The sequence below is a fragment of the Bradyrhizobium sp. CIR18 genome (assembly GCF_014198295.1).
Lineage (GTDB): Bacteria > Pseudomonadota > Alphaproteobacteria > Rhizobiales > Xanthobacteraceae > Bradyrhizobium.
On sequence record NZ_JACIHF010000012.1, the window covers coordinates 190247 to 204576 of the forward strand.

The window sequence follows — 14330 nt, forward strand, 5'->3', positions numbered from 1 at the left end:
GTCGAAGGTGGCTGGCCTCTCAGGGCGCTCTTAGCTAAGCGCTCCCGCGCTCACCGAACGTACCAATAGCCCCACCAGCGCTGGGACACCGGACGCGCCTGCGCCTTCATGGCTGCGACTTCTTCGACGGAGCGAAGTTGCGGGCCGTAGATCGCGGGCGGATAAACGTCATCCCACAGCACGACCCCGGTTTGCGCGTAGGCCGCGCGCTGATGTGCAGGAGCAACCGCCAGCTCGGCGGCCGGTGCTACGGATGCTGTCAAAGCGAGACCGAGAGCGGACAGGGCAATGGATGGAATAAGGGCGCGGACGTTCATTGGATTGAATCCCTCGTAATATGAGATGCGAAATAATGCGACGGGTCCCGACTGGTTGCAAGGGCATGGATTGGCCGGTTGGCCCGAAATTTCCTGTTCGTGGGAGGGCGTGCCAGGTCCGTTCGACGGCAGCAGCCCTTGGACAGATTGGGATCGCGAGGACATCTCTTTATATAGAGTGACTCTAATGAGTGATCTTGATCGCAGCGGTCAATGCGCGGGAGTTGTGCTGCATGCACGTAAGAGGTCAGGCATGAACAATCTTTCGGCGCCCGAGGTCGGCAAGAACCATGATGTCGACACACTGCTCGCTCTTGATGAGTCCCGGACTATCTAGGGCGACTCCCATGACTTCTACATTCCTCTCCGCTTTCATTTTCGGCGCTGGCCTCACCTTGGGATACGCGCTACGCGCTTGGCGCGTGCAACGAAGCCCTGCGAACCCGTCCCGCGGCGCCTCGCGCCGAATGACCGGACCGACTCCCACCTCGACGTTCGGCCACGCTCGACGAGCCTTTTAGGCAACGTCCGATTCGCTGGCGGGATCTCACTGGTACGATGGGGCATGACGAGATGAGCGAACCCAAGAAGGATGCGCCGCGGCGTTACATCGTCGATGGCGCCGGACAACGCGTGCTTGTCGGGCTGACGATCTCGGAGACGGTCGAGTTCGAAGCGCTGGATAATCCGAGCTCCCGCCCCGGCGCCGATTTGCTTGTCGAGGCACGCCGTGTCCGACAGGACAGACATGGGGAGCGCTGGCTGGAGCTTTACGTCAAGCACGAGCGAGCCTGGAACGATTGGATGGCTGAAACACGCGCGCGACTGGAAAAGCCCCGCTTGCTCAACTAGATCCCGTCGAGGTCGATGCCATGGTCCGATGGGCAAGCCGTCGCGAACCAAGGCTCCGCGTCATACCGCGAGCATGCGGCTGCCCTGGATGCTCATCAGGGTGAGGTTGCCGGTCGCATAGGCGCCGGTGTCGATGTTGACGCGGTTCGCCATGAATTCGGCGCTGCGGACCGGCGTATGGCCATGCACGATGTACTTGCCGAACTGCTCCTCGCTGCGCAGGAATTCTTCGCGAATCCAGAGTAGATCGCGCTCCGTCTGCTCGGCCAATGGAACGCCGGGGCGAACGCCGGCGTGAACGAAGAAGAAGTCTCCGCAACTGAAGCTCAGCCGCAGATTGTCCAGGAATTCCAGATGCTCGGTGGGCATCGCCCGAATCAGATCGCGCATGATCGATGCCGGCTCGTCGCGCTTCAGGTCCGGCGGCGCGAGCCCGTAGGACATCAGCGTCTGGGTCCCGCCGACGGCAATCCAATCCTCGAACAGTGAAGGGTCTTCGAACACCCTCACCAGAAATGCCTCGTGATTCCCTTTGAGGAAGACCGCGTTGCCCCGGCGGCTCCGTTCGACGAGGACGTCGAGGGTGGAGCGCGTATCCGGGCCGCGATCGATGTAATCGCCCATGAAGACCTCGATCGCGTAGCGCGGCCGGCTGCAGGCGATGTCGGCGTCGATCACCCGCAACATCGGCTGGAGCAGATGTGCGCATCCATGAATGTCCGAGATCGCATAGATGCGGACTCCCTCCGGCAATTGCGGTTTGGGCATAGGCGGGCGTGGTCGGGCGAGAGATATCATGGCGCTCAATCGATCGGGTGGTCGAAAAAATTTCCCCAAGTCGCCGGCACCGGAGAGCTTCCATCCAACACGAACGACGTGAAATTGGCGAGGGAGCGTCCTTGTTCTCCGGCTCGATCACGCCAAAAGAAGGGCGCGGCATTTTTTGCCCACCTGGGTATGCGACCGGCGGTGTGAATGGTCGGTCCGCAGGATTGCATCGCTCAAGGCGAGAGTGCAGCAAAGATGCATGCCTTGGCGCAATTTTGCATCGCACGCCCAGATAGAAAATCATCGAAATTCTCGCAAATGACTCATTGTGCTTCGCCGAGGGATTCTATCGCCTGAAAGATGAGCGAGGAGTCGCTCACACGACGGCAAAGCATCGCGGTGGACGTGGAACTTGATTCAAAATAGGGCAACGCGTTCGCTCATATGTCATCACTGTGACGACATTTTCAGCGCGTCGAATTTCGCTGCGCATTTCAACACGACGCATGATCCGTGCGCCGCAAAAGTTTTGCGTGCAGCGCCACAATGTCGCTGCGATCACTCAACACTTTCCGTGCGGGGAAGTGACGAGTCTTCAGCATCACGATGAGCGTCAGACACTCTCTCGATACACAGAGGTACGAATGGCTGTTGCAACTTATGGTTCTGAAAACACTCACACGCTGTCGTCGATGCGCGGCAGCGCTCTTCAGAGGCCATTTCAGATCGTCGTCATGGCGGCTGACTTTTTGCTGATCTTGTTGAGCTATGCCGCCGGGGCTTCGCTGTACGGCGCGGCCGTCGCTTCACCCGCCGACGGCGCTTCGGTGGGAGCGGGGTTGTTTGTCGGCGTGGTGTTCGTCGCGGTCGCCTATTTCCGGGATGTCTACGCCACCCACCGCTTGCTCAACATCGTCTGGCAGCTTCGAAAGGCGGTGCTTATCTGGCTGACGTCGCTGACGATCCTTGCCGTTGCGGCCTTCCTGCTGAAATCAACCGACAACCTCTCCCGCGGCACCGTCATCGTATTTGCCGTGATCGGCGGACTTGGTTTGGTCAGCCTCCGCTTCGTCTGGCAGGCGGTGTTTGGCACGAGCTTTGCGCGAAGCCGATTGGTCGATCGCAAGGTGATCCTGCTTAGCCTCAAGCCGCTCGACTTCACCTCCAGCCGCTTCAAGGACCTGCGGAGAAATGGCTTCGACGTCATGCGCCATTTCGTGCTTGGCGACGACCGGGATGACGGCCATTGGGAGCGGCAGATTCGCGACGTGATCCGTCAGTCGCGCTCGGCCGACGTCGATGAATATCTGCTTGCGATCGACTGGAACGAATTACCGATGCTCCGCAAGCTCGGGCCATATCTGCGCGCGGTCCCGCAGCCGATACGCCTGCTGCCGGACGATCCGGTCGCCGATCTGGTCGCTCGTCCTTTCCTGCCGGTCAGTGGAACCGTAGCGGTTGAAATCCAGCGGCCGCCTCTCACCATTCTCGAGCGGCTGCAAAAGCGCTGTCTCGACGTCGGCGTGGCCCTGTTCGCGCTCGTAGTCTTGACGCCGCTGCTGCTCACCGTTGCCGTGCTGATCAAGCTGGATTCCCCGGGAGCCGTCATATTCCGCCAGTCGCGCCGCGGCTTCAATGGCAGGCCGTTCGAGATCTGGAAGTTCCGGAGCATGACAGTCTGCGAGAACGGCGAAACGATTGCCCAGGCGACCAAGAGGGATGCTCGGGTCACCAAGATCGGGCGCTTCCTTCGTATGACGAGCATCGACGAACTGCCGCAGCTCTGGAACGTGCTGCGCGGGGATATGTCGCTGGTTGGGCCGCGCCCCCACGCGCTGGCCCATGACAATTACTATGACGAGATCATCAGCAAGTACGTCTACCGGCATCACATGAAGCCGGGCCTGACCGGCTGGGCCCAGGTGAACGGGTTCAGGGGGGAAACGCCGACGATCGATCTGATGGAGAAGCGGGTCGAATATGACGTCTGGTACGTCAGCAACTGGAGTATCTGGCTCGACCTGAAGATTATGGCCCGGACGGCGTCCGCAGTGATGTTCCAGGAAGCATATTAGTCGTTCAATTTCTTCACTGTCCGGAACCGGATCCTTGAGGGATCAGGTTCCGTCTCTCGACGACCTGCTGAAGAGCCGCATGATCGCGTCGCGCAAGGCAAGCAACGGCGGCACCAGCACGAAGAAAGCTCCCATCGCGACGGAAACGATGACATGGCGGATCGAGAAGGGTTCGTCCTGCTCGATTTCCCTTTGGCTCGGGTCGATCGGCGCGGGTGAGAGTGTCGTCGCCATCGGCTGGGGACGCGGTTTACGGGGGGGAACCACGATCAACACGAACAGGATGTTGAGCAGAACCCAAATAGTCAAAATCGTCAGGACGATCAGCATTCCGAGCCCGCCGGAAATGAACGACAAATATCAGCCGAGGTTAGCCTCAGGGAACCCAGAAAGAAAGATGCCCAAAGTTTCAGCAGTTTGAAGCATCGAGGACCGGATTGTCTCGTATTACCGATGAATGATTGCCAATTGGCGCACTGTCCTCGCCATCGCCGCCTTCGTCAATCCTTGCTTTTGGCTAGAGCAATAACTGCAAGTTGTGGATTCCGGACGAATACGGAGGCCTCGCCAGTCTGAGGTGGGCTCGGCGCAATCTTCCGTCTTGTGGTGCGAAGGCGCACTCGTTCCTCTTCAGGCGACAGTTGCGCAAGACGCGAAAAAAGGCCCGCTGCCAAATGGCAGCGGGCCCGACGTCTTTACAATTCGGCTGGGCGCGGCGCCGCGCCTCTGCCTTTTAGGCATGCTCGACGTAATAGCTGTTGTGGTGCTTGCCCTTGTACGCCTCGATGCGCTTGAGCATCTTCGGATTGGCGCGGTTGAGCACGGCGCCGAGCAATTTCTTCTGCAGGACTTCCGACCCGGAAACCGACTCCTGAAGGGCGCTTCGTGTCGTCTGCCCCCACTCGATCACATAGACCATGGCATCGATCAGGAAGCTGACGGCCTTTGAATCCGCCACCGGCATCACCGGGGCAAGATCGACCACGATGTACTCATAGTGCTCCTTCAGCACCTTGAGCAGATCGGCCATCGCCTTCGATCCAATGACATCGGCCGAATTGACCATGCGGGAGGCCACGACGGACGGCAGGAAATCCAGCCCTGTCTCCTTGCTCCGCTGCACATGGTAGCCGAGGCTGGCCGGATCGCTGAGCGCCTCTACCAGTCCGCTCTTGGCGTTCGGCGCGAGCTCTCGCGTGAGCGAGCGCGTGTGCAGATCGCCGTCGATCAGCACCGTGCGATGTCCGGTGAGGGCGATCAACTGGGCGAAGTTGGCCGCCACCGTCGTCTTTCCTTCCTTGGGAAGGGACGACACGATGCCAATCACCTTGATCTCGCGGGTCAGGCGCGCAACGTCGATCGATACCTTGATGTTGCGCAACGTCTCGGCAAAGCGCGAGAATGGATGATCGACGACGTAGCGGGACAGATCGGGTGGACCTGTCTTCGCGGACGTCGAAAGCAACGCGCCGGTCTTCGTCGGCGGACGAATGTCCGGCAGGACCCCGAGGCACTTCACGCCGAGCTCGTCCTCGACCTCGCCAGGGGTCCGCAACACGTCGCTGAGCAGTTCACGGGCGAAGGCGGCGCCGAAGCCGAGGCACAGGCCGCCCACCAGGCCTCCCACCAGCGCCAGGACCGTGCGCGGCGAGCTCTTGCGATCCGGCTTGGTGGCGGTGCTGATGAGGCGCGCCTCGCTGAGCGGAAAGCTCTGATTTTGCGTCGCGCTCTGCAGCTTCTCGAGGAAGTTGTTGTAGAGGTTGCGGTAGGTGTCGGCGGCGCTTTCGAGATCGCGCAGCTTGACTGCAGCCTGGCCGGTATCGCCGGCCTGGGCGACGAGTTCCTTTACGTTCTTCTCGAGCGAGGCTTCCCGGCTCTTTGCGATTTCATAGTCGCTGCGATAGGCGTCGCCGATCCGATGCAACTCATCGGCGATGTTCTTGCGCAGCTCCTCCATCTTGTTGGCCAGATTGACCGCAGCAAGATGTTGCTTGCCATAGCGCCTCGACCAGTCGGCATACTGGGCCTGGAGGTCCAGATATTGCGCGCGCAGGCGGGTGATGACCGAGTTGTTGAGAGCATCGGTCACCGTCGATTGTGCGACGTCCTGGTCCGAAATTGCGGTGATCCGGTCGAGCCGGGCCTTGGCTTCGGCCGTCGACGCCCGCGCTTGAACCAGCTGGGTGTTGAGGTCCGACAATTGCTGTTCGGACATCAGGCCGCGGCTGGTTCCGACGATGTTGTTTTCGGCCTTGAAGGTCTGCACGGCGCGGTCGCTGGCCGTTGCCTGCTCGCTCAGCTCGATGCTGCGCTGCTGAAGCCATTCGGTCGCCCGCTTGGTGGACTGATATTTGGCTTCCAGGGCGCCGACAAGGTAGGCGCTGGCGATGGCGTTGACGATCTTGGCGGCCTTGTCAGGGCTTCGCGAGCGATAGTTCAGCGACAAGACATAGGTCGTCAGGACGCGTTCCGTCCTCAGGTTCTTCTGAACCTGCTCGACCACGGCGTGCTCGAGTCGTTCCTGCGACGCCGGTTCTCCGGAGCTGAACAACGCCATGAACTTGCCGAGGACGATGGAAAGTAAACCCGGATTGGAGCCATTGAACTCCGGATCGTCCGTCAGCTTCAGGCGGCGGACCACCGAGAGGATCAGGTCGTCCGAGTTGATGACCTCGACCTGGCTATCGACGTATCCGGTATCGATGAGGGCGCTGTTGGCGTTGCTGTCCTTGTCCAGCACCTGCGCCTGACGGGTATCCATCATGATGCGGGCATTCGCCGTGTACATGGGTTGCGCCATGATCAGATAGACGATCACCAGCGCCAGCGAAGCGCCGGTGCACACCGCGATGATCGGCCATTGCCGGCGCAGGACATCGGCCACGCGTTCGAAGCTCAGGACCGCTCCGCCGAATTCGATGCCGAATCTGTGGCCCGACGGGAAATGTTCTCTAGGCTGATACATCTGTTAATTCGCTGCCTTTTGACGATCGCTGATCAATTCGGAAGGGGGACAGGTTTGAACGGGTTGGCCAGCTTGGTTTTCCACTCGCCGTCGAGCAGTGCCCCGCCTCGGGGCGGTTGCGCACGGCCCTTGTCTTGCGATTGGGCCTGGGCGCCGGAGGCGTCCTCTCCGGCGGCGGAATAACCTGCTTGCACGTTGAGATCGCCGATCCGCTGCGTGAAATCCCTGATCTTGCGCGCAGCGTCTGGCTTCGTCGACGTGCACCGCCCTTCGGCGATCCTCAACGCGGCGCCAATGGCTGAACGGTCGGTTGAAGTCGACGCCGAGATGAGGGTCTGCACGGACGGCAACACCGACGGGTTCGTGGCGATAAATGTGGCGAGCCGATATCTCAGCTTCTCCTTGTCATTGCGCAGCTGCTCCAGAAGCGAGGAGGGCGATTTTACGAACGTGTCGAGTTGGAGCTGCGAGGCACGATCCGTAAATTCGACGCACTGGGCGCGGCAAGCATCGATGCTCGACACCATCAAGACAGAACCTGCCAAGATGATCGGTAGCCATCGCGATCTCGCAAGACGACGTGTTAATCCGCAACCCATCCGTGTCCCTTGCTCCCTGTTGCAATAGGAGAACACGCGAAACTTGGCATGCAACTGTGTCAATTTTTGTGCGATGCAAAAGCTGCGTGCTCTCGGCGAGACAACGCGTGCATTGTCTGTTTCCCGGTCGGTTGCAAAATGAAGATATGCAATGCCTGCGAGATCGGCACGCTGGCGCCTAGGAATATTGCAAACTGAAAACATAAGAGGCGTTGAGCGTCGAAGTGTCGCGAGCATGCGTCGCAAAACCGACACAAGTCGTCACGCGACTCATTGTTCCCCGCTTGCGAAAAATTATCAGTGCGATATGTGCGGCATCCTGCATGCGAAGAGATCGACGTCTTCGTGGTCGGCTTGATCGCAACAGCGCCGAATTTCGCGCACACTTTGCGCGCAAATACTCGCAATCATCACGGCCGAATTGATTTGCGCGCCGACGCATGTCGATCCCAGGCAAAAAGTGGCGTGATCTTGGCGCTCGCATGTCCGAATGATCTGCGAGCGTTGAAATTATCGTCGACCCTCATGCGTCGAATGCGAGTCCGCGATCGCAGAGATTGAACACGCGCAAGACCTGATACACACTGCTGCGGTGCAATAGCTACGGAATGTTGATGTGACGGAGATGGTTCATCGTGAGAAGGCGCATGTCCTGCCGCTCGATAGCATTCGGGGGATCGCCGCGACGTCGGTGGTGATTCACCATCTCCTGCTGATGCCGACCTTCCTCGCGGCGTTCCCGCACAATGCGTGGATCAATTGCTCGTTCTTCAGAAGCTCCTGGCTGCTGGTCGACTTGTTCTTCGTTCTCAGCGGGATCGTCATGTCGCTCAGCTACGTCGAGAGCGAGTTCGGGCGCTTCTCGCTGCGCGAGTTCATGGTGCGGCGCCTGGCGCGGGTCTATCCGCTGCACATCGTCATGCTGATGGCAAATCTTCTGTTTCGCCTCCTGCGGATCGGTCTGGTCATGGCCGGTGTCGTGGTGGCCGCGCCGGCGGCGTTCGAAGTGAACAATGCCTATTCCTTCGGTCTCAACGTCCTGCTGCTGCATTCGATGGGATTTATCGACTATCTCAGCTGGAATGCGCCGAGCTGGAGCATCAGCGTCGAGTTCTACACATATCTGGTATTTGGCCTGATCGTGCTGCTGGCCCAGCGCATGCGTTCCCTGTTGTGGTTCTACGTTCTCTGCGGGCTGCTCGCGGTGGGAAGTCTGGTCGTCATCATTTTCGTGCTCGACAAGAGGAGCCTCGGACTTCAGACCGACTTCGGCATCCTGCGCTGCTTCGTGAGCTTCTTTCTCGGCGTGCTGACGGTCAGGATCGTCGATCGCCTGCCGGCCAAGCCGGGCCCTGCCGTGCAGGGCGTGCTGCAGTTCGCCGCCATGATCGCCAGCATCATTCTGGTGTCCCTGGCGGAGGCCAATCCCGCGGCAACCTTCCTCGCGCCGGTGACGTTCGCGATCTTCCTCGGCAGCTTGCTGGCCTTTCCAGATGCGCTGCTGGCGCCGCGGATGCTGGTGGCGGGGCCGCTGGTCTGGCTCGGGAAACGTTCCTACTCCATCTACATGGTGCACGCGCTCGTGGTGCTGCTCGCTGAATATTTCGTGCGGGCAGTGGGGGCGGGGCGGATCGCCGCCCTGGATTCGGTCTGGGCAGGCCTGCCGGCGACGCTGAATCTCGTCGTCTCGCTGGCCGCCGTGCTAGCGGTCTCGCACTTCACTTATCTCTACATCGAAATTCCCGGCGGCAAGTTCATGCGAAATGTGCTGGGAAGCCGTCGGGATTTCGCGCCATCCCCCGCGCCGTCGGCGCGGCTGACGAACTGAGTCGGGCATGAGCATCCTCGCAATGCAACGGCCACGTCTGATCCTGATCAGCCTCAGCATCGAGGCGATCGCGCTCGGGGTCTATCTGGTCCGCGACGCCTTTGGCGGCGTAATCCGCTATTATACCAGCATCTATCACATGGATGCGCTCTGGTATCTGCCCGATGCGGTCGCGCTTGCATGTCTGATCCAGTTCATCGTGCATTGCATCTTGCGCAATCGCAGCACCCTGGCCCTGTTGGTGTTGGTCCAGATCATGCTGTCGCTTGTGCTTGGCTATTTCATGATGGGAACGGCAAACGCAGCGATCTCGTCCTTCAAGATGATGCTGCCGGTGTTCGTCGGCTTCTGCTTCTGTGATTCGAGTCTCGGCTCGTACAAGAAGCTGCTGTCGGTCATCGCCGTGACCTTCTACCTCTCGGTCATCGGGGTGCTGCTGACCAAATTCTATCTCATGCCCTGGGTCGGGTATAAATACGAGTCCTTCGGCGCAGTTCGAGAGGCGGGCCGGCTGTGGTGGGCCTATGGCGGCGACGACCAGCGCCTCATGGGTTTTGCGGCCGACAACACCATGGCCGCCTTCTTCATTCTCGTGTCGTTTGCGATCACCTCGATTCGCAAGAGCACGACGTGGTGCCTTCTGTTCGGCTCGCTCGCGGTCTATGTCATCAAGCTGACCACGAGCAAGACGACGATGATCGTCCTCGTGCTCTATCTGCTCCTGCTCGTGTTCGTGCGTATGCTGCCGGAGAAGTCGCGCTTTCCCGCAATCAGGGGCATCGCGCAATGGTCCTTTGCCGCGATCTTCGTTCCGTTCTTCATGATCGTGATCGCTTCCGGCACCGCCGCCGTCCCGCACTCGACCCTGTTCAGCATCGTCGATCGCATCAACAACAGCTGGCAGTTGCCGTTCGTCTACATGAACCAGCTCATGCCGATCGGTCTGGTGACGGGCTGCGGCGCGGGCTGCTTCAACTATCCGCAGAAGCTGTTCTCGCCGCTCGCGCACTTCTGGGTGCCCGTCGACAATTTCTACATCGGGACCTACCTGATGTTCGGTCTGCCGTTCGTCGCGTTCATGGTGATGGTGTTCAGGGCGACATTCGGAGCGACCGACGTGTACAAGCTGACGCTGATCTTCGTCGTCAACCTGTTCACGATCACGGTGTTGAACTACGGCCCGGCGTCCGGCCTCCTGATCATCGCCTTGAGCTTCAGCGATGTGTTTTCGCGCCGCGCGGCCTCCGCACGGGCGGGCGACGCCGTGCCGATTGTCATGCGGCCGCCGATGCCGTCATTGGAAGGCTTCCGCCCGGACGTGCCGGCGGCGAGCGGAAGCAGGTGAGAACGAATAATGCATAAACGGCTCGCATTCATCGACACGCTACGCGGCATTGCCGTGTTGTCGGTTCTGGTCCAGCATGTGTTCGAGGTGATCGTCGAGAAGCACCCGACGGGCGCCTATTACTGGCCCATCCACGATTTGTTCGGCTACTACATGAACTTTGGCCGGTTCGGCGTGGTGCTGTTCTTCTTCGTCAGCGGCTTCGTCATTCCGTTCAGCTTCCCGGACAGCGCCACGCCCGTGCGGGATTTTTCGATCAGCCGCTTCTTCCGGCTCTACCCGGCCTACTGGACCTCGCTCGTGGTCGGGCTCGTGACGATGCAGCTGCTGGATTCGAAGATCTATCCGCTCGGACAGATCGCCGCGAACGTGACGATGTTGCAGACCTTCGTGAACGTCCCGAATCTCTGGGTGTTCTATTGGACGCTGGCGATCGAGCTGTTGTTCTATGTCGGATGCACCATTCTGTTTGCGATGGGGCTGCTGAACCGGCGCTTCACGGCGGTGACGATCGTCGTTGCGGCCGCGCTGGTCGGAACCACCGCCGCGCTCCTGGTGGAGAACAGGGCGGTTTCCTCGGTGATGGAGGTCGGGCTGAATCTGTCGGCGATGTTCCTGGGCAAGATCATCCGCGACACCGTCATCGGCGGAAAGCTGCGATGGTCCCACGTGGCGGTCTGCACGCTCCTGTATGCGATCTTCGCCATCACCCTGGCCGACCGGCGATTCGGAGGCGTGTACCACGAGAACTTCTTCTACAGCTATTCGATCGCATCGGCCTATGTCTGCGCGGCGCTCGTCTTCATCGGCTTTGCCGTGTTCGGTGAGAGAATGGCGTGGCGCCCGATGGCGTTCGTCGGCGTGATCAGCTATTCGGTCTACCTGATGTCGCCGTTCGTGCTCGTCTTCATCCATCGCCTCGTCTGGTTCGGCGACGGGCCGCTCGGATGGTCGATCTTCATGACCCTGATCCTGGCGTTGTCGATCCTTGTCAGCTGGATGACGTTTACATTCGTCGAGAAGCCCAGCATCGCCTTCGGACAAAGGTTCCGTTCGGCACGGAGAAAGAAGGTCGTTCTCGAGCCCGCCCTCAGTACTCAGGGTGCCGCAGAGTGAGTGGCGCGCTGCACCAGCCGGGCGCCGCCTACGACGGATCGTTCGTTCCCTCGGTCCAGGGGCTTCGGGGAATTGCGGCGCTGAGCGTGCTGATGGATCATTTCTACGACATGCCAAAGGGAGGCATGTACGACATCCCGGATCCCGGCTTCCTGCCGCCGCTCTGGCTCTGGCTGCAATCGGTGATCAATGTCGGCGGGCATGGCGTCGAGCTGTTTTTCATGATCAGCGGCTTCCTGATTCCGGCGAGCCTGGTGCGGCACGGCTCGCTGCCGCGGTTCTTCTTCGATCGCGTCCTGCGCATCATGCCGGTGTTCGTCGTGCTGCATCTTGCGCTGTTCGCGATAGGTCCGATCGTCGGCTACAAGTTCTTCCGTGGGATCGATCTGACGAGCTATCTCGGGGTTTTCGCGGCCAATCTGTTCTTCGTGCAGGACGCGCTTGGCTTGCCCATTGCCCAGCAGAATGCCTGGACACTGACCTATGAGTGGGCGTTCTACATCTGGTTTGCGCTGACATTCTCGATGTGGCGCGGCGGGGGCAAGCTGCTGGCGGCGCCCCTGATCCTGCTGGGTCTGGCCTGCCTGATGCACTGGCCGATCACGGCGTTCTTCTGCATCGGCATGCTGTTCAGCGCCACCGGGTTTCGCATCTCCATTCCCGGACGGGTCGGCCTGCTCGCGGGCCTCGCCTGCGGAGCCGCGCTGTATGCGAGCCTCGTGCTGTTTCACCCGTTCGTGGGGCTCCTTCCCGGATTCCTGCTGTTCGGCATGGTGCTTGCCCCGGAATCGGGCCTTGGCAGGGCTCTGAGTGCCCCGGCCCTGCAATATGTCGGCAAAATCAGCTACAGCCTCTATCTCGTGCATCCCTTTGTGCTCTTTCCGTTGCAGGTGATCGGCCTGAAGCTGGTCGCCGCCGGCGTCGATCGCTGGCTGCTGTGGGCCGCCTTCATCGTGCTCGGGCTGGTGATGTCATTGGTCGCAAGCGCGATCAGTTATGAGCTGATCGAGGTCAGGCTCAGGCGCCTGCTGGACGGCGCGATCCGCGGCACGTTCTTTCGACCGCTGAAGGTCGGGCAATCGGTTTGAGCGGCCGCGTGCCCGTCGCGGTCAGCTCACGGTACGGCCGACGAGCTTGTGATAGGACCCCAGCAGCTGTTCGGCGATGTGGTCCCAGTTCAAAATGCCGGCCGCGGTCTGCCGTGCGCCATCGGTCAATGTCGCGGCGAGTGGCTTGGAGGTCAGCACGCGTTCGAGTGCATCGGCCAGTGCAGTGGCATCCCCTGGAGGAACCAGCAGCCCGTTAACTCCGTCGGTGACGACATCGGGAATGCCGCCGGTGGCGCTGGCAACGACGGGACGAGCATTGCCGTAAGCAGAGGCAAGCACGCCGCTCTGTGTTGCATCCTTGTAGGGCAAGGCGACCACGGTGGCGGATTGAAACAGCTGTCCGGTGTCCGCAGGCGAAATGTAAGCGTTGATGGTCTTGACCGTCGGCATCGCTTCCATCCGCGCGCCGAGCCGTGTCATCTCGGGACCGCGCCCGGCGACGATCGCCTCATGCGCCACACCGCGCCGGGCCAACATGTCGATCGCGTCGATGAAGACGTCGAGGCCCTTATAGGCCCACATTCGTCCAAAAAACAGGATGCGTGCGGCTTCGGGCGCGGTGACCGCATCTCGGGCCGGTGGAACCATGAGCACGCCGTGCATGCTGGAGACCGTTCCGCCCTTGAAGTCGGGCGAGGCGCGACGAAAATCGGCAATACAGCTCTCGCCATGCGTCGTGACGATCGACGCGGCGGCGCGCATGTGCCCGCGCCAACCGTCTTCACGTGGCGAGGTGCCGGAGCCGCCTTCCGAATGCGGGATAGCATCGTGAACGGTCAGCACCAGGGGAATGCCGAGCGGACGAAGGAACTGGATCAGCTTGGACGTATAGATCTCCGGAACTTCGTGACAATGAACGACGTCCGGACGAAACGAAATTATGTCGAGAAAAGAAGCCGGGATACCGATCACGCCGCCGCGGCGCAGGCTCAAATCGCGAATCCGGGTTTCGAAGGGAGCCGCCACGGCGATGTCGGCAAGTTCCCATTGCTGGTTGGCGTCCTTGCGGTTGAGCACGAGCCTGACGTCGCAATGGTGAGCCAATCCCGAAGCGAGCCGGTAGGAATATTCCGCAAAATGCGGGGCGTAGATCGCCACACGCAAGCGCCTGGAATTGGGAAAAGAACGCGGGGCCGGCGAATTCATCAAGGCATCCATTTTGCATCACATCGCAGAGAGCGATTGGAGTGTAGTCCACGATTTGAACTCACTTCCACTCTAAATCGGAATCGTGATGGCGCTCATCTGATTGCCATCACTCCGTCGTATTGTAGCGAGCAATCAGTCGCCGTTGAGAGCGGCGACAAGCGGTGGCGTGTCATCATCATTGCCGCGTCGTCTGGATCGGAATTGGGT

Annotated in this window: 12 protein-coding genes; 6 read left to right on the forward strand and 6 right to left on the reverse strand. The window is 60.5% G+C overall.

Features of this window, described 5'->3' with window-relative positions; genetic code table 11:
* Window positions 1-50: 50 nt before the first annotated feature.
* Window positions 51-317: a hypothetical protein gene (locus tag GGD65_RS30045; RefSeq protein WP_092261620.1), complete on the reverse strand. Its 267-nt coding sequence runs from the start codon at window positions 315-317 to the stop codon at window positions 51-53.
* A gap of 558 nt (window positions 318-875) precedes the next feature.
* On the opposite strand from GGD65_RS30045, the gene GGD65_RS30050 reads away from it, so the two are divergent.
* Entirely contained in the window at window positions 876-1169 is a 294-nt protein-coding gene (locus GGD65_RS30050; protein WP_028141812.1) for a hypothetical protein, read from the forward strand.
* A gap of 60 nt (window positions 1170-1229) precedes the next feature.
* Here GGD65_RS30050 and GGD65_RS30055 read toward each other — a convergent pair whose 3' ends face one another.
* Entirely contained in the window at window positions 1230-1967 is a 738-nt protein-coding gene (locus GGD65_RS30055) for a metallophosphoesterase family protein (protein WP_092261618.1), read from the reverse strand.
* A 614-nt stretch (window positions 1968-2581) separates the two neighbouring features.
* Here GGD65_RS30055 and GGD65_RS30060 point away from each other — a divergent pair.
* The gene (locus tag GGD65_RS30060; protein WP_183237635.1) at window positions 2582-4012 is read left to right on the forward strand and encodes an undecaprenyl-phosphate glucose phosphotransferase; all 1431 of its coding nucleotides are present in this window, start codon (window positions 2582-2584) and stop codon (window positions 4010-4012) included.
* A gap of 42 nt (window positions 4013-4054) precedes the next feature.
* Here the strand turns inward: GGD65_RS30060 and GGD65_RS30065 are convergent, their stop codons facing one another.
* From GGD65_RS30065 to GGD65_RS30075, 3 genes are all read right to left on the reverse strand, one after another.
* A complete protein-coding gene (locus GGD65_RS30065; RefSeq protein WP_028141809.1) occupies window positions 4055-4342 on the reverse strand; it encodes a hypothetical protein in 288 nt (95 codons plus the stop codon).
* Window positions 4343-4745: 403 nt separating this feature from the next.
* Entirely contained in the window at window positions 4746-6977 is a 2232-nt protein-coding gene (locus GGD65_RS30070; RefSeq protein WP_183237582.1) for a Wzz/FepE/Etk N-terminal domain-containing protein, read from the reverse strand.
* A gap of 32 nt (window positions 6978-7009) precedes the next feature.
* Window positions 7010-7504 carry a hypothetical protein gene (locus GGD65_RS30075; protein WP_018323195.1) on the reverse strand — a complete coding sequence of 165 codons (495 nt, stop codon included), beginning with the start codon at window positions 7502-7504 and terminating at the stop codon, window positions 7010-7012.
* A gap of 697 nt (window positions 7505-8201) precedes the next feature.
* On the opposite strand from GGD65_RS30075, the gene GGD65_RS30080 reads away from it, so the two are divergent.
* The 4 genes from GGD65_RS30080 to GGD65_RS30095 are packed head-to-tail and all read left to right on the forward strand — an operon-like array spanning window position 8202 to window position 12953.
* Entirely contained in the window at window positions 8202-9404 is a 1203-nt protein-coding gene (locus GGD65_RS30080) for an acyltransferase (RefSeq protein ID WP_183237636.1), read from the forward strand.
* 7 nt (window positions 9405-9411) lie between these two features.
* Window positions 9412-10749 (forward strand): hypothetical protein, encoded by a 1338-nt coding sequence (locus GGD65_RS30085; protein WP_092261614.1) that lies wholly within the window; start codon window positions 9412-9414, stop codon window positions 10747-10749.
* Window positions 10750-10758: 9 nt separating this feature from the next.
* Complete coding sequence (locus GGD65_RS30090) at window positions 10759-11865, forward strand: acyltransferase (RefSeq protein WP_183237583.1); 1107 nt, start codon at window positions 10759-10761, stop codon at window positions 11863-11865.
* The gene (locus tag GGD65_RS30095) at window positions 11862-12953 is read left to right on the forward strand and encodes an acyltransferase (protein ID WP_183237584.1); all 1092 of its coding nucleotides are present in this window, start codon (window positions 11862-11864) and stop codon (window positions 12951-12953) included. The genes GGD65_RS30090 and GGD65_RS30095 overlap by 4 nt, the downstream gene beginning before the upstream one ends.
* Before the next feature lie 21 nt (window positions 12954-12974).
* Here the strand turns inward: GGD65_RS30095 and GGD65_RS30100 are convergent, their stop codons facing one another.
* Complete coding sequence (locus GGD65_RS30100; RefSeq protein ID WP_312017743.1) at window positions 12975-14072, reverse strand: glycosyltransferase; 1098 nt, start codon at window positions 14070-14072, stop codon at window positions 12975-12977.
* Window positions 14073-14330 lie beyond the last annotated feature (258 nt).

Coding starts and splice junctions, on each gene's coding strand:
- GGD65_RS30045 (WP_092261620.1), bottom strand. CDS start 317: ATGAACGTCCGCGCCCTTATTCCATCCATTGCCCTGTCCGCTCTCGGT.
- GGD65_RS30050 (WP_028141812.1), top strand. CDS start 876: ATGGGGCATGACGAGATGAGCGAACCCAAGAAGGATGCGCCGCGGCGT.
- GGD65_RS30055 (WP_092261618.1), bottom strand. CDS start 1,967: ATGATATCTCTCGCCCGACCACGCCCGCCTATGCCCAAACCGCAATTG.
- GGD65_RS30060 (WP_183237635.1), top strand. CDS start 2,582: ATGGCTGTTGCAACTTATGGTTCTGAAAACACTCACACGCTGTCGTCG.
- GGD65_RS30065 (WP_028141809.1), bottom strand. CDS start 4,342: ATGCTGATCGTCCTGACGATTTTGACTATTTGGGTTCTGCTCAACATC.
- GGD65_RS30070 (WP_183237582.1), bottom strand. CDS start 6,977: ATGTATCAGCCTAGAGAACATTTCCCGTCGGGCCACAGATTCGGCATC.
- GGD65_RS30075 (WP_018323195.1), bottom strand. CDS start 7,504: ATGGTGTCGAGCATCGATGCTTGCCGCGCCCAGTGCGTCGAATTTACG.
- GGD65_RS30080 (WP_183237636.1), top strand. CDS start 8,202: ATGGTTCATCGTGAGAAGGCGCATGTCCTGCCGCTCGATAGCATTCGG.
- GGD65_RS30085 (WP_092261614.1), top strand. CDS start 9,412: ATGAGCATCCTCGCAATGCAACGGCCACGTCTGATCCTGATCAGCCTC.
- GGD65_RS30090 (WP_183237583.1), top strand. CDS start 10,759: ATGCATAAACGGCTCGCATTCATCGACACGCTACGCGGCATTGCCGTG.